Below are 22644 nucleotides of genomic sequence, written 5' to 3' on the forward strand. Positions count from 1 at the left end.
CCGCGCCCTACTCGCCGGCTACCACGAGCCGGCCGCCGTGGTCGGCGAGGAGGCGACGCACCGCCGCAGGCGGCTCAATGTCGGTAAAAAGCTCTGCGATTTCAGTGAGATCGCCGACGCGGACCAGGGCGTTGCGACCGAACTTGCTGTGATCGGCTCCGAGCAGAACCGAACGGGCATTGCCCATGATGACCTGCAACACCCGAACCTCGCGGTAGTCGAAATCGAGCAAGGTGCCATCGGATTCGATGCCCGAGATGCCCATCACCGCGTAGTCGACCTTGAACTGACGCATGAAATCGATGGTGGCCTCGCCGGTAATGCCCCGATCGCGGTGGCGCACCACGCCGCCGGCGACAATGACCTCGCAACCGGGGTTTTCGGCCAGGGTGCTGGCGACATTGAGGTTGTTGGTAATCACCCGCAGCCCGCGATGCTCGCGCAGCGCCCGGGCCACTGCCTCGGTGGTGGTCCCGAGGGTGATATAAAGCGACGCCTGGTTGGGGATGCGCGCAGCGATGGCCGCGGCGATGCGCTCTTTGGCCTCGAGATGCAACACCTGCCGGGCTTGATAGGCGACGTTCTCGACACTCGACGGCAGCCCCGCGCCGCCGTGGTAGCGACGCAGCAGCCCGGCACCACAAAGGGCATTGATATCGCGCCGAATGGTCTGCGCGGTCACCGCGAAGTGCTGTGCGAGCTCCTCGACGGAGACGAATCCCTGTTCCTCGACGAGCTTGAGCATCGCCTGTTGTCGGCGATTAAGCTCAACGCCTGCATCGTCGGCCATCATGGTCGACCCCTCCCCCGATGTTTCGGATTCGAAAATGATCCTTGACATTTAATGGTTGCATTTGATCATACCGAGTTGTTGGACCGGCGCAATCCGGCAGCCGAATCACGCCACAGGAGGGGAGCATCATGGCCGAGCGAAGCGGCATCCTGGCCATCGACCAGGGCACGACCAGTTCCCGGGCCATTGTCTTCGATCTGGACGGACAGATCGTTGCCACCGCCCAGCAGGAATTCCCGCAACACTACCCGCAAAGCGGCTGGGTCGAACATGACCCGCAGGATCTGCTCGACAGCACCCTCGAGACCTGCCGCAAGGCGCTGCGCTCGGCCAAGGCGGCCGGTGTCCACGCCCGCACCATTGGCATCACCAACCAGCGCGAGACCACCATCATCTGGGATCGCCACACCGGCACCCCCATTCACAACGCCATCGTCTGGCAGGACCGGCGCACCGCCGAGCGCTGCGCCGCCCTCAAGGCCGCCGGCCACGAGGCGATGGTGGCCGAGCGGACCGGGCTGCTGCTCGACCCCTACTTTGCCGCCACCAAAATCGCCTGGCTGCTGGACAACGTCGCCGGCGCCCGTGAGCGGGCCCGCAATGGCGAGCTCGCCTTTGGCACCGTCGACACCTGGCTGCTCTGGCATCTCACCGGCGGCCAGTCCCACGCCACCGACGCCACCAACGCCAGCCGGACGCTGATATTCGACATCCACCGGCAGTGCTGGGACGATGAGCTGCTGGCGCTTTTCGACATCCCGGCAAGCCTGCTACCCACAGTGATGGACAGCGCCGATGATTTTGGCACCACCCACGCCGATGCCCTGGGGATGAGCCTACCCATCCAGGGCATCGCCGGCGACCAGCATGCCGCGGTGGTGGGCCAGTGCTGTTTTGCCCCGGGGATGATCAAAAGCACCTACGGCACCGGCTGTTTTGCGCTGATGAATACCGGCGACCAGGCCGTGCCGTCGAACAACCGGCTGCTCACCACCACCGCCTATCGCATCGATGGCAAGCCCACCTATGCGCTGGAAGGGGCGATTTTCATCGCCGGGGCGGCGATTCAGTGGCTGCGCGACGAGCTCGGCATCATCGCCCACGCCTCGCAGAGTGAGGGGCTGGCCAACGATGCCGAGGCCGAAGGGCTCTACCTGGTGCCGGCCTTTACCGGGCTGGGCGCCCCCTGGTGGGATCCCAACGCCCGGGGCGCCATCTTTGGCCTGACCCGCAACACCGGGGTGGCAGAGTTTGTCCACGCCGCCCTCGACTCGGTCTGTCTGCAGACCGGCGACCTGCTCGAGGCCATGGCCGCCGACTCGGGCACCGCCCAGGCCACCCTGCGGGTGGACGGCGGCATGGTGGCCAATAACTGGCTGCTCCAGCGGCTCGCCGACCTCACCGGTCTGGCGGTGGAACGGCCCGAGACCATCGAGACCACCGCGCTGGGGGCGGCCTATCTGGCCGGCCTTCGGCATGGACTGTATGACTCGCTGGACGATCTCAAGGCACAATGGTCGCTCGATGAGCGTTTCGAGCCAGCACTGGCCAAAAGCCACCGCGACCATGTGGTCGAGGGCTGGCATGATGCGGTCCGGCGGACATTAACCACCGGTGCCCACTAATTGGCGCCGGCCACCGCGAGGAGGATTCATGCAGTATCTCCACACCATGGTGCGCATCAGCGATATCGAGGCCTCGCTGCATTTCTACTGCGGTCTGCTGGGCATGGAAGAAATCAGCCGGCGCGACAGCGAACAGGGCCGCTTTACGCTGATCTTCCTCGCCGCCCCCGATGACGTGGACCGGGCCCGCTCCGACGATCGGGCGCCCATGCTCGAGCTCACCTACAACTGGGACCCCGAGGTCTATGACGGCGGCCGCAACTTCGGCCACCTGGCCTATCGGGTCACCGACATCTATGGCCTTTGCCAGCGATTGATGGACAACGGCGTGACCATCAACCGGCCACCCCGGGATGGCCACATGGCCTTTGTTAAATCACCCGATGGCATCTCCATCGAGCTGTTGCAAAAGGGCGATGCCCTGCCGGCGCAGGAGCCCTGGCAGTCCATGCCCAACACCGGGAGCTGGTAGCCATGAACCCATCGGCGCCCCCGATGACCGATCGCCGACGCGACCTGACCGGGCTTACCGTCTGGATCGCGCTGGTGGTGGTCACCGCCATGGGCGGTATCTTGAGCCCACCGGGCGAGTGGTACGCCGCGCTCGAAAAGCCCCCGCTGACGCCGCCGGACTGGCTGTTTCCGGTGGCCTGGACGGTACTTTATATCCTCATGACCGCGGCCGCCTGGCAGGTCTGGCGGCGCGTCGGGCTGATCGGCGGGCTGGCGGCGTTATTGCCCTTTGTCGCCCAGCTCGGCGCCAACGGGCTTTGGAGTGTGCTGTTTTTCCAATGGCATCGACCGGATTGGGCGCTGGTGGATCTGGTGGTGCTTTGGACGCTGATCGGACTGACCATGCTGCGCTTTCGGCGCATCCACCCGCCGGCCGCCTGGCTGCTCGCCCCCTATCTGGTGTGGGTGAGCTACGCCGCCTACCTCAATATCGGCATCATCGCCCTCAACGGCCCGGCGCCGCCGGGCTAACCCGGCGGGTTATTCGCGCTCGATCCGGGCCTGCCACTCCGCTTCGGTGAATTCCAGCCCCTCCCGCTCCCAGGGCGGGACCGGGGTGAACACCTCGACGAGAAAATCCACAAACGCCCGGACCTTGCGCGAGAGATGCCGGCGATGGGGGTAGAGCAGGAAATACGCCGAGCTCTCGTGGGGGTATTGGGGCAGCACCGGCACCAGCTCGCCCCGGCGGATGGCCGGCATCACCAACCAGGTCGAAAGCCGGGCCAGCCCCACACCGGCCAGTGCGGCCTCGTAGAGCGCATCGGCGGTGTTGGCCCGGAAGTTGCCACCGACATGCAAAACCCGGTGGCCCTTCTTGGCATCCTCGAAGGCCCAGTCGTTGAACTGCGAGACCTCGTAGAGGGTCAGGCAGTTGTGATCGAGTAACGCCTCGGGCGTGGTCGGCTTGCCGAACTGCTCAATATAGCTGGGTGCGGCACAGATAATGCGGCGGTTGACGCAAAGCCGCCGGGCAATCAGCGAGGGGTCTTCCATCTGCTCCCGCCACTGGATGGCCACATCGATCCCTTCCTCGATCAAGTCCACCTGCCGGTCGGTGAGCTCGAACTCGATGTTCAAATCGGGATAGCGGTCGAGGAATTCGTTGATCCGCGGCAAGACCTCGACCCGGCCAAAGGCCACCGTGGCGGCCACCCGCAGGGTGCCGCGGGGGTTTTCGTTGAGCGCGGTGACCGCCTCTTCGGCCTCTTCGATTTCCTGGATGATGCGGCTGCAGCGCTCATAGTAGGCATGGCCCACCTCGGTGAGGCTCACCCGGCGGGTGGTGCGGTTGAAAAGCCGTACCCCCAGGCGATCCTCGAGCCGGCGTATCTGCTTGCTCACCGCCGATGGGGTGAGATCCAGGTCGCGGGCCGCGGCGGAGAAACTCCCCTTGTCCACGGCCCGGACGAACATGTGCATTTCCGCGGCCCGATCCATGTCTATTCGTTCCTATCGTTCAAGAATACTGTTCCAGTTTGCCGGATTATCTTTTTCTGGGCACAGGATAGCCTAACGCTCGCAATGACGCACCAGGGAGATGACAGCATGCAGGCCGAAAAGATCAGTCACTCAGAAATCGATGCCGCCCTGCGCCAGGCAGAGATGATTCGCAGCGCCTATATCGCCGGCGCCTGCAAATCGCTGGTCCACCGGGTCCGCCAGGGGCTTGGCGACCGCGCGGCCGCCGGCCACGGCCTCGCCAGCCGCTAACCCCCCAGCAACGCCCGCAGCGCCCACAGGGTGACCATGCCCGCCACCAGCGTGGCGATGGTCCCCTGGGTGCGCCAGGCCACCGCGGCGGCCAGCAGGCCCGCCGCCAGCCGCGGGGCATCGATGCCCCCTTCGGCCTGGAACTGGACAAGCCCCGGCAGCACCAACGCGGCAAAGACCGCCGGCGGCACGTAGTTAAGCGCCCGCCGGACCAGATCGGGCATGTGCAACCCCCGGCCAAAGACCAGAAACGACCCCCGCCAGAAAAACGTCCCGGCCCCGATCGCCAGCACCACCCACCACACCGGATCAGGCATGGGATCCCCAGCGTTCGGCCACGACCCCGGTGGCAATCCCGGCCACGGCCCCCAGCGTCAGCCCCAACCCCGCCGGCAGGCCGGCCCCGGCCACGGCAATGGTGCCGGCCACCGCCGCGGCCAGTAGCCCCGGAAGACTGCGAATCGACATCACCAGCAGCGCCAGAAAGATGAGCGGCACAAAAAACCCCAGCTCCCAGCCCGCCGGCACCGCCGCCCCGGCCCAGTAACCAAAGGCCGTGGCGATCTGCCAGACCCCCCACAGGGGCAGCGCCGCGCCCAGATAAAAGCAATGCCCCGCCAGCAGCGGCCGGTCATCCATCACCCGCGAGATGGTCAGCGCATAGGCCTGATCGGTGAGCAGATAGGCCATCAACGACCGGGTCGGTCCCGATGCCTGCTGGAAATGCGGCGCCAGGTGGGCGCTGTACATCACCATCCGCAGGTTGATGAGCAGCGCGGTGACGATGACCAGCGGGACCGCCGCCCCGGCATCGAGTAGCTGGATGCTGGCAAGCTGCGAGGCACCGGCAAAGATCACCACCGACATGCCCATGGTGACCCACGGCCCCAGACCGGCATCCAGCCCGGCCACCCCGGCGGTCACGCCAAACGGCACGATCGCCGCCACCATCGGGGCGACCGCCTGCAAACCGGCGACAAAGGCGGCCCGGCCGGTTGTCATCAGACAGCCGGTGGCTGGGTCTCGACAAACGAGGGGCGCTGACTGATGCGATCAAGCCACTCGGCGGTGGCCGGATGCTGCTCGCGCCAGGGCAACTCAGCGGCAAAGCGGAAGTCCAGCCAGGCCAGGGTCACCGCCTGGGCCAGGCTGCCAAGATCCGGCTTGCCATCGCCGTCCACATCCACCGCCTCGGCAATGGCATGGGCCGAGCGCTCGAGGGCGGCGGCCCGCCGACGGGTAAGCGCGGTCTCGGGGTCCCCGTGGCGGCGCTCGGTGATCACCCCCACGCCGGCATCGATGCAACCCAGTGCCTGGCCCAGCCGGGCATGGACCTGCTCGACATTGTCCCGCCCCATCAGCCGTGGCTCGGGATACCGGCGCTCGAGAAAGAGCAGGATCACCGCCGCCTCGGTCAACGCCTGGCCATCATCGGTGACCAGCGTCGGCACCCGGCAGACGGCGTTGACCGACTGCAGCGCCGCCGGATCCTGCCAGGGGTCGAGAAATTGATAATCAATGCCCGCCGAGAGCTGCTTTTCGGCCAGCGCCACCCGGACCAGCCGGGCGTAGGGCGATGTCGTCGAGGTATAGAGCTGCATGGGTCCCCTCCCTTTTTAGTGGCGCCAGCATACCCCTCCAGCGGGGCGGCACAAGCCTAGGCCCCGGCGCTTTGCCAGCGCTGCCGCCAACCACCCAGGCGTTGGCTGACCCGGTGGCCGAGCATCAAAAGACAGGGCGTGAGCAGCAGGGTCAGCACCGTGGCAAAGCTCAACCCCCCGGCGATGGTCGCCGAAAGCTGGGCCCACCACTGGGTCGAGGGGGCATTGAACTCGATGCTGCGGCCCAGCAGGTCGACGTTGAGCTTGAGCACCATGGGCATGAGCCCCAGCACAGTGGTCACCGAGGTCAAAAGCACCGGCCGCAGACGCTGTGCCGCGGTACGCAGGATGGCCTCCTGCACCGGCATGCCCTCGCCGCGCAGGCCGTTGTAGGTATCGATGAGCACGATGTTGTTGTTCACCACAATGCCCGCCAGGGCGATCATCCCCACCCCACCCATGACGATCCCGAAGGGCCGCTGGGTGAGCATCAGCCCGAGTAGCACACCGGCGGTGGACAGCACAATGGCCGAGAGCACCAGCAGCGTCTGATAGAGGCTGTTGAACTGGGTGACCAGGATGATCGCCATCAACGCGATGGCCACCACAAAGGCCCGGCTCAGAAAGGCCTGGGCCTCGCGCTGATCCTCGTCCTCACCTTTGAAAAGCACCTGCACGTCACCGGCGAGCGGCTCGTCGGCCAGCGACCGGCGCAGCGCCTGGACCCGCTCGTCCACCAGCCGGCCCGCCTGGACATCGGCATTGACCGTGAGCACGCGCTGGCCGTTGATGCGCTCGAGCGTGCCGGTCCGCGGCGCCGGTTGAAAGTCGACGAAATTGCTCACCGGCACCTGGCCAAACCGGGTCGGCACCCGCAGCTCGCCCAGGCTGTCGAGGTTGCGCTCGGCCACCGGGTAGCGCACCCGGATATCGAGCTCGTCATCGGCATCATCCGGTCGGTAGTCGGCAATCAACACCCCGTTGGTGACAAGCTGGACGGCATTACCGACAAGCTGCACATCGGCGCCGTAGCGCGCCGCCTTTTGCCGATCCACCTGCAGCGCCCACTCGATGCCGGGCAACGGCCGGTTGTCCTCGACATCGGCGAACCCGCCCAGACTGCCCATGCGCTCGCGCAACTGCGCCACCCCGGCGGGCAGTTGATCCGGCAGCCCGGTGACCTGCAGCTCCACCGGCTTGGCCTGGCCGGGGCCCTCCTGCTGCTCGGTGATCTGCACCCGCACCCCGGGCACATCCGCCACTGCCGCACGGATATCGCGGATGATCGACGCCGCCGGCCGCCGCTGCGACCAGTCCACGAACTCGAGCTGCACCACCCCGATGGCATCCCGGGCGACGGACTGGCCACCGGTGCGGGTGGGGTCGGCAAAGGTGCGGGCGTAGGCAAAGTCCACCTCGTCAAAGGCCATGACGCGGGTCTCGACCTCGCGGACCAGGGCATCCTTTTCGTGGACCGACATATCCCCCCGGGCCTGGATCTGGATGCGGGCATAATCCGGCTCGGTGGAGGGGAAGAACTCCACCCCGGCACCCAGCCGGCTGTAGGCGATGTAGGTGGCCACCACAAAGGCAAGCAACAGCACAAACACCGTCCCGGGCATCTGCAGCGCCCCCCGCAGCAGGCGGATGTAGCGGCCGCTGAAGCCATCGAGCTGGTTGAGATCACCACGCTCGGCGATGGTCACGCGGCGTTGATGCGCCCCCTGGGCCTGCTGCGGCCGGGCCAGCCAGCCGCCCAGCACGGGAATGAAAATCAGCGCCATGGCAAGCGAGGCCGCCAGGGTGATGATCACCGTAATGGGCAGGTATTTCATGAACTGCCCGACGATGCCGCCCCAGAAAAGCAGCGGCACGAACACCGCCAGTGTCGTCACCGTCGCCGCGATGATCGGCCAGCTCATGCGCCTGGCCCCATAGCGATAGGCATCCCGCGGGCTCCAGCCTTCGGTCATGCGCCGCTCGGCAAGCTCGACCACCACAATGGCGGCATCCACCAGCATGCCCACCACCAGGATGAGACTGAAAAGCACCACGATATTCATGGTGTAGCCCAGGGCGTGGACCACCAGGATCCCGGCGAGGAACGCCCCGGGGATGGCCAGCCCCACCAGCAGCGCCGGGCGCCAGCCCATGGCCGCCACCACCACGATCATCACCAGCACCACCGCGGTCATGACGTTGTTCTGCAGATCCCGCAGCATGGTGCGGATGTCCTCGGAGCGATCCTGCAGATAGGTAACCTCCAGCGACGCCGGCCACTGCGGCTGCATGCCACCGACAATGCGCCGGACCTGGTCATTGACCTGGATGATGTTGGCCCCCACCCGCTTGGAGACCTCGAGTGTGACCGCCGGCTCGCCATTGATGCGCGCAAACTCGTCCGGGTCCTTGAAGGTACGCCGCACCTCGGCCACATCGCTAAAGGTCACCACCCGGTCGTCGGCCACCTTTACCGGCAGGTTGAGGACATCGTCCATGCTCTCGATGACCCCGGGGACCTTGACCGACAGCCGGCCGGCCCCGGTATCCAGGGCCCCGGCGGCGATCAAGCGGTTGTTACGGTCGACCAGATTGAAAAGATCGGCATAGGAGACGTCGTAGGTCTGCATGACCCGGTCATCCACCGCCACTTCGAGCAGCTCTTCGCGATTGCCGCCGATATCCGCCTCGAGCACCCCGGGGACCGCCTCGATCCGGTCCTGGAGCTGCTCGGCGGCATCGATCAGCGCCCGCTCGGGCACCGGACCGGACAACGCCACCGTGAGCACCGGGAAGAGCGCCACATTGACCTCGTTGACCCGGGGCTCCTCCACGCCCTGGGGCAACTCCGAGCGGGCAATGTCCACCCCTTCGCGGACGTCATCCAGAGCGCGGTCGGCGTCAAAGCCAGCGTCAAACTCCAGAAGCACCGAGGCAAAGCCTTCGGTGGAGGTGCCCTTGATCTCGTTGAGCCCCTCGATGGTGGAGAGCTCGCGCTCCATAGGCCGGACCAGCAATCGCTCGGCGTCCTCCGGCGAGATGCCCTCGTAGGCCATGGAGACATAGATGATGGGGATGTTGACGTCGGGCTCGGCCTCTTTGGGGATGTCCTGGTAGGCCACCACGCCCATGGCGACGATCAGCAGCAGGACAAAGCTCACCGAGCGACTGCGCGAGAAGGCGGCGTCGATCAGCGCCCGCACGGCCTTAAGGCTCCGTGGCCGGCTGCTCGGCCATCACCGGGTCGACCTGCTCGCCGGCCTGGACAAACCCCTGGCCGACGGTAATCAGCCGGATCGAATCGGGCAGCCCGGCGACCCAGACCCCGTCCCGCTGGGTGCGAATGACCTCGACCGCCCGAAACACGACCCGGTTGTCCTCATCCAGGGTCTTGACCCCCATCTCGCCGGCCTCATTGAGTGACAGCCAGGCGGGACTCAAGAAATGCCCGCGGGCCGCCCCCAGCGGGATGCGGATGGTGGCACTCACCCCCACAGGCAGTCCCTGCGGGTTGTCGGCGTGGACCTCGACCCGAAAGGTCTTCGACCCGGCCTCGGCGGCGGCGCTGATATAACGGACCCGGCCGGTCAGGCGATCCCCCGTGGCCAGGGTCAGCTCAGCGGGCCGACCCAGCTCGATCTGCCGGATGTCCTGCTGCGCGACATGGGCCACCGCCACCAGCGGATCGGTGGTCATCAACCGCGCCAGCGCATCACCCACCCGCACGTAGTCACCCACATCCACCGCCCGGCTTTGCAACAGCCCGTCGATGGGCGCGGTGACCGTGGTATTGGCGATATCCTCGCGAATCGCTGCCAACTGGGCCCGGGCCGATTCCAGCGCCGCCCGCGCCTCGCGCACGGCAATCTCGGATTGGTAGCCATCGCGCTGCAACTGCTCGGCGGCATCCAGATCGGCCTGGCGCTGCGCAACCCGGGCCTCGGCCTCGGCCAGCCGGGCCTGACGATCGCCCATGGCAAGGGTCAAAAGCGTATCGCCGGCCGCCACCCGCTCGCCCTGCTCGACGCGCACCGCGCTGACCCGCCCGGCGGTCTCGGCACGCAGTTGCACATCCTGATCCGCCTCGGTATCGCCCTCGCTTTCGATGAACCGCTGCACCGGCCGGGCGCTGACCTCGACCACCTCGACGGTCATCGGCGCTGCCGCAGAAGCGCTCTCTTCGGTCTGGGCGACCGGCTCATCGGCGAATTGCCCACTGACCATCCAGGCCCCCAGCACCAGCGCCACAGCCAAGGCAATTAGATAGGATTTGAGGTTCATCCCGGCTCCCGACGGTGGCTCAGTCCTCGAACCAGTGACCGAATTTGGCCGCCTTGGTTTCGAGATAGGCATGATTGTGCGGGTTGCGCCCGGCGCGCAGCGACAGCCGCTCTACCACCTGGACCCCGGCGGCCTCGAGGCCGGCCACCTTCTGCGGGTTGTTGGTCAAAAGTCGCAGGCGCTGGATGCCCAGATGGGCGAGCATCGCCGCGGCCACGCCATAGTCGCGGGCGTCGGGGGCAAAGCCCAGGGCCTCGTTGGCCTCGACCGTATCGGCTCCCTCCCGGTCCTGCACACCATAGGCGCGGATTTTGTTCAAAAGCCCGATTCCCCGGCCCTCCTGGCGCAGGTAGACAATGATGCCCTCGCCGGCCTCGCCGATCCGCTGCATGGCCGCCTCGAGCTGCGGGCCGCAGTCACAGCGCTGGCTGAAAAGCGCATCCCCGGTCAGACACTCGGAATGCACCCGCACCAGCGGGGCGGCCGCCCCGTCGGGCTCGCCCATGACCAGCGCCACATGCTCGGCGCCCGCCCCATCCTCGAAGCCGTGGATGCGGTACTCGCCCCAGCGCGTGGGCAGACGCGCCTCACCGGTGTGATGCACGCCCGATTCAACGGTTAAAGCCTGCTCAGACATCATCTTACAAGGATATCACGCGCCCCGATGGTGCGGCGCATCGAGATCCAGCACCGGCCCGGCCGGGATCACCCCGGTGGGGTTAATCATCGGGTGGCTGGTGTAGTAATGGCGCTTGATATGATCCAGATCCACGGTCGATGCGATGCCCGGCTGCTGGTAGAGGTCACGCAGATAGCCACTCAGATGGGGGTAGTCGTCGATCCGGCGCAGGTTGCACTTGAAATGGCCGACATAGACCGCGTCAAAGCGCACCAGTGTGGTGAAAAGCCGCCAGTCGGCCTCGGTGATGGCATCACCGGTGAGATAACGCCGCTCGCCAAGCTGCGCCTCCAGCCAGTCCAGACTGTCAAATAGCGCCGCCACCGCCTCTTCGTAGGCGGCCTGGGTGGTGGCGAATCCGGCCTTGTACACGCCGTTATTCACCGTGTGATAGATCCGCTCGTTGAGCGCATCGATGGCCTCGGCCCGGTCGGCGGGGTAGAGATCGACCCCGGTCTCGACGCCGGGCAGATCATCGAAGGCGCGGTTGAACATGCGCACCAGATCGGCCGATTCGTTGCTGACGATGGTCTCGCCCACCCGGTCCCAGAGCACCGGCACCGTCACCCGGCCGGTGTAGTGGGGATCGGCGCGCTGGTAGAGGGCATGGAGATGCGAAAGCCCATAGAGCGGCTCGTCGGTGGCCCCGGGATAGCTGCCGTCGAAATGCCAGCCGCCGCTGCCCATGTAGGGATGCACCACCGCCACATCGATATGCGGCGCCAGGCCTTTGATCTCGCGCAAGATCAGGGTGCGATGGGCCCAGGGACAGGCCAGCGAGACATAGAGCAGATACCGCCCGGATTGCGGTGGAAAATCGCCCGCCGGGTCGATCCAGCGCCGGAACACAGTCTCCGGCCGCTCGAAGCGCCCGCCGGTGGACTCGGTGTCGTACCACTGATCGTGCCAGACACCGTCAACAAGTAAACCCATGGTTGTCCTGCCTTGTGGTTGGGAATCACGTGACTGGCCAGTCTGGCACAGCCGCTAGCTCGGGTAATCCGGAGTCTTGTCCGAGGCGATGGCCTTGCCCGCCGCCCGGGCCAGGCCGCGGATGACCGCCCACTCGGCCTGGATGCCCCGCAGGCTCTCCTGCCAGCGATCACGGGCCGCCTGCCGGGCGCCGGCGGAGGAGCCATGCTCGGCGATGACCCCCTGGTAGTGGGCCAGGGCGGTGGCCACCGATCGCTCCATGGCAAAGGCCTCGGCGGTTGCCGCCACCGCCGAGGCCATGGCCCGGGACTCGGCCGGCGATTGGTGGAGAATGGCCAAAAGCGCCCCGCCCATCGCCTCGGCTTCGCTGTCGGCGGGCAGCAGCCGGCCATTGCGGTTGTCGACCACCTCACGCACCCCCGGGGCATCCAGCGCCACCACCGGCAGGCCGGCGGCCATCGCCTCGGCCACCACCATCCCCTGGGTTTCGGTGAGCGAGGCAAAGGCAAAGCTGTCCATGGCGGCATAGGCATCGGCCAGCCCGGGCAGGGTCATCGCCCCGGGGCGGGTCAGCCGCCCGGCGAGGCCGGCGTTGTCGAAGCGCCGGTCAAAATCATCCGCCGCCGCGCCATCGCCCACCACCAGACAGTGCACCGTCTCATCCTGCCGGCAGGCGGCGATCATGGCATCGGCCAGATAGCCCAGGTTTTTCTCTTCGGCCAGCCGGCCGACATGGCCGATCACCCGGGCCCCGGCGGGGATCCCGGCCTTACGGCGAAACGCAGCGCCATCGCCGCTGGCGAAGGCGTTGACATCCACCCCGGTGGGCACAACCCGGATGGGGGTGGTCACGCCCCGGTCGGTGATCAGCTCGGCGACGCTCTGGCTGGGGGCGAACACCCGGTCACAGCTATTGGCAAAATGGGTGGAGAGCGCCATGACAAAGCGCTTGAGCGCCGGCGAATCGCCCGGGACGTAGTGGGTGTAGCATTCGTAGAGGGTGTGGTGGGTGAAAACCAGCGGCACCCGTCGCTCGGCGGCCACCCGCAGGGCGGTCGAGCCGATCAGAAACGGGTGATGGGCGTGGATGATATCCGGGGCAAAGCCATCCAGCGCCTCGTCCAGCCCGGTGGGCACCGGCAGGACCACCGAGAAATCGCTGCCGTTGAAGTTCTGCCAGGCCGGGATGCGAATGACATCCGGCTCGTCGGTGGGCATATCCGGGAAAACCGGAGCGACCACCAGCACCCGGTGGCCACGGCGACGGTAGCCTTCGGCAAAGGCCGCCACCGAGTTCGCCACCCCGCCCACATGGGGGGTGTAGGTGTTGGTCATCATCACGATGTTCATTCAGGCCACGGCCTCCACCCGGGTTGCCCGCGCCTCGCCGGCCAGCGCCACCGGCGCGTGGCCCGGCAGCGCCACAGTGATCCACGCCGGATCACCACCGTCAATCCGCCATTCCACCTGACAGCCGCCCGACTCGGGGGTGATCGTCACGCTCACCGCCCCGTACACCGTGGGGGTGGGCCCGAACGACAGTGTCTCGCCCGCCGCCAGCCACCGGGGCAGCACTCCGGCGCCCAGCACCAGGCCGCGGTCTTCCTCGCGGCAGAAGGCGTTGCGCATGACGCTCACCCACTCCGCGGCGGCCCAGACATGCTGGCCATCGCCCATACAGCCGCCGCGGGTATGGGGATGGATGGCCTCGGGCCACTGCCCGGTGGGGCTTGCCAGATCGGCCACCGCCTCGATCAGCGCCAGGCCCCGGTCATCGCCGGCACGCATCAGGATCTGCGCCAGATGCAACGTCAGATAGGCGTTGATCCCGGCGTGGATCATCTCCTGGAAAAAGCCACCGCCCACCCGGTGGGCGGCGAGCAGATAATCCACTGTGGCAAGCAGCGCGGCGTCATTGGCCGGGCGCTGCTGCAGCGGATAGCCCCCGACCACCGAGCCGATGGCCCCAGCATCCATGCGCCGCAGCGGCGAGGCGGGCAGCAGCGCCGCGCCCAGTCGCCGGGCGTCGTTGGCCTGGGCCCGGTCGATGCACTGCGCGAGATTCTCGGCCTCGGCGCGCATCCAGCGCGCCGCCGGCGCGTCGGCCTCGGCGTCCATCAGCCGGGCGGCGGCCCGCAACCCGGCCACCGCCCATTCATCGTCCCAGTAGTAATAATCATTGGGCCCCAGATGCTCGGCGCTGAAACCGGCGGGCAGAAGCCCCGCCTCCGGGCGGTCGCTGTCGGCATCAAGCCGCTTGCGGGCGATCCACTCCGCCCCGCGGCGGACCACCGTGTGCCAGTCCCGGCCGGCGCTTGTCGACGGCCAGCGCCCGGTCAGGGCATGGAAGCGCTCGAGGATCCACAACGCCTGGCCGTTCGAATCCCACTCGCCCTCCTGGCTGTGAAAATAGCCCGTCGCCCGGGTCTGCCGGGTGGGGAACGCCGCCAGGGCCTTTTCGGCTCGGGCCACCAGCCCGGCCTGCAAAAGGCTATTGATGATGAACGCCGCATCACGAAACCAGAACCGTCGATAGGTATACGGCCCGGGGTAGATATCTTCGACCGAGTGCATGGCAAGCGTGCGCACCGCACTGCGGTACAGGGCCTGATACCGGGCATCGGGCAGTTGCAACTGCGCCGCCGCGGCATCCACCGCCGCCCAGCCCTGGGGGGTGGACTGGGCCGCCTCGCGGCTCAAAGGGATGCGCAGGGTCACCGTCCGCGCCACCCCCGGTTCGATGGCGTAGAGCGCCGCGGCGGTCACAAGCCCGGTTTCGCAGTCCTGCTGTTGCGGGGCATCCGGCGCCGCCGACTGGCCATGGGGCATCTGATCGAGCGCCAGCGCCACATCGCCGCCGTGATAATCCGAACTGAGGGTGCCCTGGGGCCGCTCGTCCAGTTCGAGGGTTGCCGGCGGGCCCTCGCCGCGATCCACCTGCCAGCGAAGCCCGCCGTCCACCGGCGTTTGTTCAAGGCCATGGACAAAGCTAATGCCCTCAGGGTTGTAGGGCCGCAGCGAGATGGCGAGCCGCGCGGGCTGATCGGCATCGGCCTGATAGCGGCAGTAGAGCACCGGCCGGTCCGCCTCGCGGGCCAGCCAGGCCTCGCTGGTCAGCCCGAGCCCGGCCTCTGCGAGGCGGGTGACCACGCTTAAGTCATCGTCACCGTGTCTGAGCTGCTGATCGGCGCTGGCCGCGCGGGCCGGGTAGAGCGCGCTGCCATCCTCGCCCAGCACCCAGGCATCCAGCGACCAGCCATCATCGAGCGGTGTCACCAGGCCGCGGGGGTCGACGATGGGCAGCGCGGCGCAGTCCGGCCGGCCCACGGCGGTCCAGTTGCGGTGGGTGAGGTTGACGTGGGTGATGCTAAACGCCCGGGGCAGAAACGCCGGACTTGCCGGGTCGAACTGCTGTTCGATCCACCAGGGCCAGACCCAGTCGAGGTTGTGCTGGATGACCCGGGTGTTGACCAGCCCCCGGGCGTGGAAAATCATGCCGGCGCGCAGCAGCTCGATGGGCTCGGCCACCTCGGCGGGCTGGCCAAAGCGGCGCAGACGCGCCATCACCGCCAGCGGGTCGAGAAACCCCTGCGACCGCGCCGCCCGCCGCAGCAGCCAGCGCCACGGCAGCCAGCGGATGGCCCCGCTCAATCGCCCCAATCCATGCCCCCTTGTCGAATTCCTGCAACGCCCATGTAAGAATTGATGGTTCTTGCCATTGTCATGGCGTATTCCCAGCGACTGGAGATCGAACATGAATCCCGATCTGGATCATCACTTTGAGCAGATTATCCGCGGCGTCGGCGAGGACGTCACCCGCGAAGGTCTACTCAAAACGCCCTATCGCGCCGCTCGCGCCATGGAGTACCTCACCCAGGGCTACAACCAGTCGCTAGACGATTTAGTCAATGATGCGTTGTTCGAATCGGACAGCGATGAAATGGTCATTGTTCGGGATATCGAGTTCTACTCGCTCTGCGAACACCATGTCCTGCCGTTCATCGGCCACGCCCAGGTGGGCTACATCCCCAATGGCAAGGTGATCGGCCTGTCGAAGATCGCCCGGATTGTCGATATGTACGCCCGGCGGCTGCAGATCCAGGAAAAGCTCGCCCGGGATGTGGCCAACGCAATCCAGTCGGCCACCGATGCCAAGGGGGTGGCGGTGCAGATGGATGCCCGGCACCTTTGCATGATGATGCGCGGGGTGAGCAAGCAGAACTCCGAGATGAGCTGCTCGGTGATGCTCGGGACCTTCCGCGAGTCCGAGTCCACCCGCAACGAATTCCTCCAGCTCATCCGGCGGCGGGCGACATGAGCGGCGACGACCCCCTCAACCGGCCCCTGTCGCGGATCCACATCAAGGACCTGCGCCTTCGCACCTTTATCGGCTTTAACGACGAAGAGCAGCGCAAGCGCCAGGACGTGGTGGTCAACATCCGCATCGACTACGACGCCCTGGCCGCCGCCCGGGGCGATGCGGTGGACGAGGCGCTGGACTACAAGACCATCACCAAGCAGGTGATCGCCCACGTCGAGGACAACCGCTTTTTGCTGCTGGAAAAGCTGGTCAATGACCTGGTCGAGATCGTCATGGCCCATGACGCGGCTAAGGCCACCGAGGTCGAGGTGGACAAGCCCCACGCGCTGCGCTTTTCCGATTCGGTCTCGCTGACCATGGCGGCGAGCCGATAGCTTGACCCCGGCGGAGTGGCTATCGCTCGCCGCCGTGTGCCTGCTCGGCGCCCTCTCGCCGGGCCCCAGCCTGGCGGTGGTGATGGGCAACACCCTGCGGCAGGGCACCGCCGCCGGCATCGCCACCGCCCTCAGCCACGGCCTGATGGTGGGCGGCTATGCCCTTGCCACCGCCCTGGGCCTGGCCGCGCTCATCGCCGGCAGCCCGGGGGTCTACAACCTGCTGGCGCTCGCCGGCGCCGCCTACCTGCTCTGGCTGGGGGCCTCCGCCCTGCGCGCCGGGGACGGGGCGACGGCCGAGGGTTCGACCACCGCGGCCCGGCCCGGGCCGTCCGCCGGGCTTGGCGGGGCCTGTCGGGATGGCCTGGCCATTGCCTTGTTCAACCCCAAGATCGCCGTGTTCTTTCTGGCGCTTTTCAGCCAGTTCGTCACCCCCGGCGCGCCCTGGCCGGTGGTGCTCGGGCTGGCCGCCACCGCCATGATCGTTGATGCCGGCTGGTATGCCTTGGTGGCCACGGTGTTGTCCCGCTCGGGGGCGGCCCGATGGCTGCGACGCCATCAGCGCTGGCTGGACCGGCTCACCGGCGTGGTGCTGGTGGGACTCGCGCTCACCACCGTTGTGGGTGTCGCCGGCGGCTGAGCGTCAGTGCGAGAGCAGCACCGGCACTGTCATCTCGCGGAGCATCCGCCGGGTGGTGCCGCCCAGGATCATCTCGCGAAACCGCGACCGGCCATAGGCGCCCATGACCAGCAGATCGGCATCGGCGTCCGCCACCGCCGAGAGCAGCGCATCGGCCAGAGGGATGTCGGCGCTGGAATGGGCCGCCTCGACCGCCACACCGTGACGGGCCAGATGGGCGGCCATGTCGGCGCCGGGCAGATCGGCGGCCAGCCGACGTCCGCCGGGGCCGGTGTCGATGTTTAAGACCTGCACCCAGTCGGCCGCGCGGAGCAGCGGCAGGGCATCAGCGACGGCGCGGGCGGATTCGCGCTCGCCATCCCAGCCGATGATCACCCGTTGGCCGATGGGCCGAGGGGTCCAGGCATAGGGCAGGGCCAGCACCGGGCGGCCGGCGATCACCGCCGCCTGGCCGGGCAGATCAGCGGCGATGAGATCCGCCGGCCGGTCCGGGTCCACCTGGCCCATGACCAGCAGATCGGCATAGCGGGCCTGCATGGCCACCACATCCACCACCGCCCGGTCGACCCGTAGATCCTCCACCGACCGCCACTCGGTAGTCAGCGCCGAATGGGCCACACCGGCGTCAAAACGGCGCTGCAGCCGGGCATTGCGGGTCTGCCAGGCCTCGCGGTAGCGGCTGAGCGCCTCGGGGGGTAGATATTCGGCGTGGGCGGCCAGGGGCTCGGCCACCGCCAGCCCGGTCAGCCGCGCCCCCTGGGCCTCGGCCAGTGCCACCGTGGCGGCGATATGATCGGCCTCATGGCCATCATCGGTGAGATAGAGCAGGATATCGCGCATCCCCTGACCTCGTGGTGTTGCCATGCCTTGCCCAAAGCCTACGCCCGCCGTCGCCGGGCCGGCCAGCGCGATTGGCAAAAACCCCCGGCACGGCTGATATGATCGCAACTTTATGGTGACGACAGTGTCATCCCAACCGCGGACGGATGCCGCGCGAGAATCAACGATAAGGCCCTGGTCATGCGACTTACCAAGCGATTTCTGATCGCCCTGCTGCTGCTGGGTGTGCTCTTCGGCGGCGTTTTCGGCTATAAGTTTCTCATCCAGATCCCCCAGCAGATGGCGGGATTTGGCGGCCCGCAGCCGGCCAATGTGGTCGAGGCGACCGTCCAGCGCGAGGACTGGCAGCAGCAGCGCGAGTCGGTGGGCAGCCTGACCGCCGTGGACACCGTGGCGGTGAGCACCGAGGTGGCCGGCATCATCGAGTCCATCGCCTTTGAATCCGGCGCGGCGGTCGAGGCCGGCGACACCCTGCTGACCCTCGATCAGACCGTCGACCAGGCCGAGCTCGATGGCCTTAAGGCCGAGGCCGAACTGGCCCGCATCGAGTTTCGTCGCGCCCAGGATTTGCTCGAGCAGCGCGCCATTTCGCAGTCGCAGTTCGACGAAGCCCGGGCCCGGCTCGACAGCGCCGTAGCCGCGGTCCGCAGCCAGCGCGCGCGGATCGGCCAGAAAACCATCACCGCCCCCTTTGACGGGGTGCTGGGGCTGCGGCGCGTCAGCCCCGGGCAGTACCTCGCCCCGGGCAGCGATATCGTCACCCTGCGGCGGATCGATCCGATTTATGCCGATTTCACCCTGCCCGAGCGGTTTCTGCCCGATATCAGCAACGGACAGCGGGTCGAGGTCCGCACCTCGGCCTACGCGTCGGTGTTCACCGGCACGGTGACCGCCGTCGAGCCGGATGTCAGCGACCAGACCCGATCGGTGTCGGTGCGTGCCACCCTTGAGAATGCCGACGGCCGGCTGCGGCCGGGCATGTTCGCCCGCATCCGGCTGCTGCAGGCCGACCAGCGCTCGGTGCTGACCATCCCGCGGACGGCGGTGAACTACAACACCTATGGTGATTTCGCCATGCGCATCGTCGAAGGCGACGACGGCCTGGTCAGCGAGCGGGTACAGATCGAGACCGGCGCCGTTCGCGACGGCCGGGTCGAGGTGGTCTCGGGGCTCGCCGAAGGCGATCGGGTGGTGGGGGCCGGCCTGGTCAAGGTCCGCCCCGGCCAGCCGGTGACCATCGATGACAGCGAGACGCCGGATCCGGCGGCAGTGAGTGGGCGATGAAGTTTACCGATACCTTCATCAACCGCCCCGTGCTGGCCACGGTGGTCAGCCTGCTGATCCTGCTGGCCGGCGCCCGCTCGCTGGGGCTGCTCGAAGTCCGCCAGTACCCGTCCACCGAAAACACCGTGGTCACCGTCACCACCGCCTTCCCCGGGGCGGACAGCGAACTGGTGCAGGGCTTTATCACCCAGCCCCTGTCCCAGGCCATCGCCGAGGCCGATGGCATTGACTACATCACCTCGGAAAGCCGTCAGGGCCAGTCGACGATTGAGGTCAACATGGTCCTCAACTACGACGCCAACGCCGCGGTGGCCGAGATCCAGGCCAAGGTCGCCAGCCAGCGCAACGTGTTGCCCGCCGAGGCCCGCGACCCGGTCATCGAATCCAGCACCGGCGATCAGACCGCGCTGATGTATCTGGCTATCTCGAGCGAGTCGGTACCGGTGCCCGAGATCACCGACTTTGTCGACCGGGTCCTCCAGCCCCAGGTCCAGGCCCTGCCGGGTGTGGCCAAGGCCCGGGTGTTCGGCCGCTCGCCGGCGATGCGCATCTGGCTCGATCCACAGCGCATGGCCGCGCTGGATGTCACCGCCAGCGAGGTCCGCCGCGTTTTGCGGGCCAACAACTACCAGGCGGGCATCGGCTCGACCAAGGGCCCCTACACCCAGATCAACCTGTCGGTGACCACCGACATCAGCGACCCCGCGGCGTTCTCGCGGCTTGTGGTACGCGAAGAAAACGGCACCGTCATCCGGCTGGAGGACCTGGCCGCCACCGAGTTTGCCGCCGAGACCTACTCGTCGGCGGCCTGGTACAAAGGCCGGCCGTCGGTGTTTATCGCCGTGGAACAGGCCCCCGGCGCCAACCCGCTGGATGTGGCCGGGGCCGTACGAGAAGAGCTCCCGGACCTGCGCCGCCAGCTCCCCCAGGGCATCGAGCTGGCGCTGCCCTATGACGCCAGCGAGTTCATCGAGGACTCCATCAACGAGGTGCTAAAGACCATCCTCGAGGCGGTACTGATCGTGCTGGTGGTGATCTTTCTGACCATCGGCTCGCTGCGGGCGGCCATCGTGCCCTCGCTGGCGGTGCCCCTGTCGCTGGTCGGCGCCGCCACGCTGATGCTGGCGCTGGGCTACTCGCTCAACCTGCTCACGCTGCTCTCGATGGTGCTTGCCATCGGGCTGGTGGTGGATGACGCCATCATCGTGGTGGAGAACATCCACCGGCATATCGAAGAAGGCCACACCAACCGCGAGGCCGCGCTCATGGGGGCCCGGGAGCTGGCCGTGCCGATCATCGCCATGACCACCACCCTGCTGGCCGTCTACGCGCCCATTGGATTCATGGGCGGCCTGGTGGGGACGCTTTTCACCGAGTTCGCCTTCACCCTGGCCGGCGCGGTGCTGATCTCGGGGGTGGTGGCACTTACCTTCTCGCCCATGGTCTCGGCCAAGGTGCTCAAGCCCGGCGGCAACCCGGGCCGGTTCGAGGCCGGCGTGGAGCGGCTTTTCAACAACCTCGCCGCCGGCTACAAGCGCGTCCTCCACGGACTGCTCGAGACCAAGAGCGTGCTCATCTTCTTTGGCGTGGTGGTGCTGGCGTCGAACTACTTTATGTTTGTCACCAGCCAGAACGAGCTCGCCCCCACTGAGGATCAGAGCATCATCTTCTTCCAGGGCTCGGCCCCGCGGACCGCCACCTACGACTATCTCGACCACTACGGCAAGCGCTATCAGGCCGCCGCCGAGCGCATCGATGAGTACCAGGCCACCTTCATGATCCTGGGGGGCTTCTCGCCGGATACCATCTTTGGCGGGCTCAAGCTGCCACCACCGACCGAGCGCGATCGCGACCTGGCCGCCGTACAGGGCGAGATGACCGGCAAGTTCAGCGCCAACCCGGGGCTCGATACGGCGGTGTTCCCGCCCTCGAGCCTGCCGGGGTCGGGCGGCGGTCTGCCGGTCCAGTTCGTGCTGACCTCCTCGGCGGGCTACGAGGCCCTGGACGCCCGGGCCAACGAGCTGATCGGCCAGGCCATGACGAGCGGCAACTTTATGTTCCTTAAAAAATCCACCGAGTTTGACCGGCCCATGACCACCCTCGAGGTGGACCGGGATCGGGCGGCGGATCTGGGCATCACCATGGCCGATCTGGGCAACAGCCTCTCGGGCATGCTCGGTGGGGGCTACGTCAACCGCTTCAACCTGGATGGCCGTAGCTACAAGGTCATTCCCCAGGTGGACCGGCCCTACCGACTGACCGCCGAGCAGCTCCAGGACTACTACATCGACACCGCCAGCGGTGAGCAGGTGCCGCTTGCCAGTGTGGTGAGCCTGAGCGACTCGGTGGTGCCCAGTTCTCGCAACCGCTTCCAGCAGCTCAACTCAGTGACCCTCGAGGGCATCCCCACCCCCGGGGTGCCGCTGGGGGACGCCCTTGGCTTTCTCGAGCGCACCGCCGAGCGCACCCTGCCGGCGAGCTTTGGCGTCGACTACACCGGCCAGTCCCGGCAGCTCGCCAACCAGGGCACGGCGCTGGTGGTGACGTTCTTCCTCTCGATCCTGGTGATCTATCTGGTGCTGGCCGCGCAGTTCGAGAGCTGGCGCGATCCGGCCATCATCCTGGTCTCGGTGCCGCTCAGCATCGCCGGGGCGCTGGCGTTCATCACCCTTGGCTTTGCCACGGTCAATATCTACACCCAGGTGGGGCTGATCACCCTGATCGGCGTGGTGGCCAAAAACGGCATTCTGATTGTCGAGTTCGCCAACAACCTGCAGATCAACAAGGGCATGGATAAACGCGCGGCGGTGGAAGAGGCCTCGGCCATTCGGCTGAGGCCGATCATCATGACCTCGCTGGCGCTGATCATGGCCATGGTGCCGCTGCTGATCGCCACCGGGCCGGGCGCGGTCAGCCGGTTCCATATTGGTTTGACCATCGCCACCGGGCTTGGCATCGGTACGCTGTTCACCCTCTTTGTGCTGCCGGCGTTCTATCTGATCCTCGCCCGGGACCATAACGCCCAGCCGGCGACCGCGGCCTAGGCC

The 22644-nt window shown here is 67.1% G+C and carries 21 protein-coding genes; 9 read left to right on the top strand and 12 right to left on the bottom strand.

The genetic code is table 11. The features are described from left to right. Positions 1–7: 7 nt before the first annotated feature. Positions 8–793, bottom strand: coding sequence for a DeoR/GlpR family DNA-binding transcription regulator (locus V6X73_RS03190; RefSeq protein ID WP_456154521.1), 786 nt, complete (start codon positions 791–793; stop codon positions 8–10). Positions 794–921: 128 nt separating this feature from the next. Here V6X73_RS03190 and glpK point away from each other — a divergent pair, with 128 nt between their 5' ends. From glpK to V6X73_RS03205, 3 genes are read left to right on the top strand one after another with little or no spacing between them, the layout of a single operon-like run. Then, entirely contained in the window at positions 922–2418 is a 1497-nt protein-coding gene (gene glpK / locus V6X73_RS03195) for a glycerol kinase GlpK (RefSeq protein ID WP_367957772.1), read from the top strand. Positions 2419–2446: 28 nt separating this feature from the next. Further along, positions 2447–2890 (top strand): VOC family protein, encoded by a 444-nt coding sequence (locus tag V6X73_RS03200; protein ID WP_367957771.1) that lies wholly within the window; start codon positions 2447–2449, stop codon positions 2888–2890. 23 nt (positions 2891–2913) lie between these two features. Further along, complete coding sequence (locus V6X73_RS03205) at positions 2914–3402, top strand: TspO/MBR family protein (protein WP_367957770.1); 489 nt, start codon at positions 2914–2916, stop codon at positions 3400–3402. A 9-nt stretch (positions 3403–3411) separates the two neighbouring features. Here V6X73_RS03205 and V6X73_RS03210 read toward each other — a convergent pair whose 3' ends face one another. Further along, positions 3412–4371 (bottom strand): LysR family transcriptional regulator, encoded by a 960-nt coding sequence (locus V6X73_RS03210; RefSeq protein WP_367957769.1) that lies wholly within the window; start codon positions 4369–4371, stop codon positions 3412–3414. Positions 4372–4479: 108 nt separating this feature from the next. Here V6X73_RS03210 and V6X73_RS03215 point away from each other — a divergent pair, with 108 nt between their 5' ends. After that, positions 4480–4644 carry a hypothetical protein gene (locus tag V6X73_RS03215; protein ID WP_367957768.1) on the top strand — a complete coding sequence of 55 codons (165 nt, stop codon included), beginning with the start codon at positions 4480–4482 and terminating at the stop codon, positions 4642–4644. Here V6X73_RS03215 and V6X73_RS03220 read toward each other — a convergent pair. From V6X73_RS03220 to V6X73_RS03260, 9 genes are read right to left on the bottom strand one after another with little or no spacing between them, the layout of a single operon-like run. Then, positions 4641–4961 (bottom strand): AzlD domain-containing protein, encoded by a 321-nt coding sequence (locus V6X73_RS03220; protein WP_367957767.1) that lies wholly within the window; start codon positions 4959–4961, stop codon positions 4641–4643. The two genes, V6X73_RS03215 and V6X73_RS03220, sit on opposite strands and share 4 nt — an antisense overlap. Next, positions 4954–5646: an AzlC family ABC transporter permease gene (locus V6X73_RS03225; protein ID WP_367957766.1), complete on the bottom strand. Its 693-nt coding sequence runs from the start codon at positions 5644–5646 to the stop codon at positions 4954–4956. The genes V6X73_RS03220 and V6X73_RS03225 overlap by 8 nt, the downstream gene beginning before the upstream one ends. Next, positions 5646–6245 (bottom strand): glutathione S-transferase family protein, encoded by a 600-nt coding sequence (locus tag V6X73_RS03230; RefSeq protein WP_367957765.1) that lies wholly within the window; start codon positions 6243–6245, stop codon positions 5646–5648. The genes V6X73_RS03225 and V6X73_RS03230 overlap by 1 nt, the downstream gene beginning before the upstream one ends. A gap of 56 nt (positions 6246–6301) precedes the next feature. Continuing rightward, a complete protein-coding gene (locus tag V6X73_RS03235; protein WP_367957764.1) occupies positions 6302–9448 on the bottom strand; it encodes an efflux RND transporter permease subunit in 3147 nt (1048 codons plus the stop codon). Between the two features lie 4 nt (positions 9449–9452). Continuing rightward, complete coding sequence (locus tag V6X73_RS03240; RefSeq protein WP_367957763.1) at positions 9453–10526, bottom strand: efflux RND transporter periplasmic adaptor subunit; 1074 nt, start codon at positions 10524–10526, stop codon at positions 9453–9455. 19 nt (positions 10527–10545) lie between these two features. Further along, the gene (ribA, locus tag V6X73_RS03245; RefSeq protein WP_407810459.1) at positions 10546–11166 is read right to left on the bottom strand and encodes a GTP cyclohydrolase II; all 621 of its coding nucleotides are present in this window, start codon (positions 11164–11166) and stop codon (positions 10546–10548) included. 12 nt (positions 11167–11178) lie between these two features. After that, on the bottom strand, positions 11179–12138 hold the full coding sequence (locus V6X73_RS03250) for a glutathione S-transferase family protein (protein WP_367957762.1): 960 nt from the start codon (positions 12136–12138) through the stop codon (positions 11179–11181). A 54-nt stretch (positions 12139–12192) separates the two neighbouring features. Beyond that, positions 12193–13488: a glycosyltransferase gene (locus V6X73_RS03255; RefSeq protein ID WP_367957761.1), complete on the bottom strand. Its 1296-nt coding sequence runs from the start codon at positions 13486–13488 to the stop codon at positions 12193–12195. Then, the gene (locus V6X73_RS03260) at positions 13489–15789 is read right to left on the bottom strand and encodes a glycoside hydrolase family 15 protein (RefSeq protein WP_367957759.1); all 2301 of its coding nucleotides are present in this window, start codon (positions 15787–15789) and stop codon (positions 13489–13491) included. Positions 15790–15892: 103 nt separating this feature from the next. Between V6X73_RS03260 and folE the strand changes: the two genes are divergently transcribed. The 3 genes from folE to V6X73_RS03275 are packed head-to-tail and all read left to right on the top strand — an operon-like array spanning position 15893 to position 17473. After that, positions 15893–16456 carry a GTP cyclohydrolase I FolE gene (folE, locus tag V6X73_RS03265; RefSeq protein ID WP_367957757.1) on the top strand — a complete coding sequence of 188 codons (564 nt, stop codon included), beginning with the start codon at positions 15893–15895 and terminating at the stop codon, positions 16454–16456. Then, the gene (gene folX, locus V6X73_RS03270) at positions 16453–16833 is read left to right on the top strand and encodes a dihydroneopterin triphosphate 2'-epimerase (protein WP_367957755.1); all 381 of its coding nucleotides are present in this window, start codon (positions 16453–16455) and stop codon (positions 16831–16833) included. The genes folE and folX overlap by 4 nt, the downstream gene beginning before the upstream one ends. A gap of 1 nt (position 16834) precedes the next feature. Beyond that, complete coding sequence (locus tag V6X73_RS03275; RefSeq protein WP_367957753.1) at positions 16835–17473, top strand: LysE family translocator; 639 nt, start codon at positions 16835–16837, stop codon at positions 17471–17473. A 3-nt stretch (positions 17474–17476) separates the two neighbouring features. Here V6X73_RS03275 and V6X73_RS03280 read toward each other — a convergent pair whose 3' ends face one another. Then, a complete protein-coding gene (locus V6X73_RS03280) occupies positions 17477–18337 on the bottom strand; it encodes a universal stress protein (protein WP_367957751.1) in 861 nt (286 codons plus the stop codon). Positions 18338–18493: 156 nt separating this feature from the next. On the opposite strand from V6X73_RS03280, the gene V6X73_RS03285 reads away from it, so the two are divergent. Then, entirely contained in the window at positions 18494–19597 is a 1104-nt protein-coding gene (locus V6X73_RS03285; RefSeq protein ID WP_367957749.1) for an efflux RND transporter periplasmic adaptor subunit, read from the top strand. Continuing rightward, the gene (locus V6X73_RS03290; protein WP_367957747.1) at positions 19594–22641 is read left to right on the top strand and encodes an efflux RND transporter permease subunit; all 3048 of its coding nucleotides are present in this window, start codon (positions 19594–19596) and stop codon (positions 22639–22641) included. Before V6X73_RS03285 ends, V6X73_RS03290 begins: the two co-directional genes overlap by 4 nt. Positions 22642–22644: the final 3 nt, after the last annotated feature.

Origin of the sequence: Spiribacter pallidus, assembly GCF_040838495.1 — a bacterium.
Taxonomy (GTDB): Bacteria; Pseudomonadota; Gammaproteobacteria; order Nitrococcales; family Nitrococcaceae; genus Spiribacter; species Spiribacter pallidus.

Bases quoted from the DNA above. Each gene is read 5' to 3' on its own strand.
- V6X73_RS03190 (WP_456154521.1), bottom strand. From the start codon at position 793: ATGATGGCCGACGATGCAGGCGTTGAGCTTAATCGCCGACAACAGGCG.
- glpK (WP_367957772.1), top strand. From the start codon at position 922: ATGGCCGAGCGAAGCGGCATCCTGGCCATCGACCAGGGCACGACCAGT.
- V6X73_RS03200 (WP_367957771.1), top strand. From the start codon at position 2,447: ATGCAGTATCTCCACACCATGGTGCGCATCAGCGATATCGAGGCCTCG.
- V6X73_RS03205 (WP_367957770.1), top strand. From the start codon at position 2,914: ATGACCGATCGCCGACGCGACCTGACCGGGCTTACCGTCTGGATCGCG.
- V6X73_RS03210 (WP_367957769.1), bottom strand. From the start codon at position 4,371: ATGGATCGGGCCGCGGAAATGCACATGTTCGTCCGGGCCGTGGACAAG.
- V6X73_RS03215 (WP_367957768.1), top strand. From the start codon at position 4,480: ATGCAGGCCGAAAAGATCAGTCACTCAGAAATCGATGCCGCCCTGCGC.
- V6X73_RS03220 (WP_367957767.1), bottom strand. From the start codon at position 4,961: ATGCCTGATCCGGTGTGGTGGGTGGTGCTGGCGATCGGGGCCGGGACG.
- V6X73_RS03225 (WP_367957766.1), bottom strand. From the start codon at position 5,646: ATGACAACCGGCCGGGCCGCCTTTGTCGCCGGTTTGCAGGCGGTCGCC.
- V6X73_RS03230 (WP_367957765.1), bottom strand. From the start codon at position 6,245: ATGCAGCTCTATACCTCGACGACATCGCCCTACGCCCGGCTGGTCCGG.
- V6X73_RS03240 (WP_367957763.1), bottom strand. From the start codon at position 10,526: ATGAACCTCAAATCCTATCTAATTGCCTTGGCTGTGGCGCTGGTGCTG.
- ribA (WP_407810459.1), bottom strand. From the start codon at position 11,166: ATGATGTCTGAGCAGGCTTTAACCGTTGAATCGGGCGTGCATCACACC.
- V6X73_RS03250 (WP_367957762.1), bottom strand. From the start codon at position 12,138: ATGGGTTTACTTGTTGACGGTGTCTGGCACGATCAGTGGTACGACACC.
- V6X73_RS03255 (WP_367957761.1), bottom strand. From the start codon at position 13,488: ATGAACATCGTGATGATGACCAACACCTACACCCCCCATGTGGGCGGG.
- folE (WP_367957757.1), top strand. From the start codon at position 15,893: ATGAATCCCGATCTGGATCATCACTTTGAGCAGATTATCCGCGGCGTC.
- folX (WP_367957755.1), top strand. From the start codon at position 16,453: ATGAGCGGCGACGACCCCCTCAACCGGCCCCTGTCGCGGATCCACATC.
- V6X73_RS03280 (WP_367957751.1), bottom strand. From the start codon at position 18,337: ATGGCAACACCACGAGGTCAGGGGATGCGCGATATCCTGCTCTATCTC.
- V6X73_RS03285 (WP_367957749.1), top strand. From the start codon at position 18,494: ATGCGACTTACCAAGCGATTTCTGATCGCCCTGCTGCTGCTGGGTGTG.
- V6X73_RS03290 (WP_367957747.1), top strand. From the start codon at position 19,594: ATGAAGTTTACCGATACCTTCATCAACCGCCCCGTGCTGGCCACGGTG.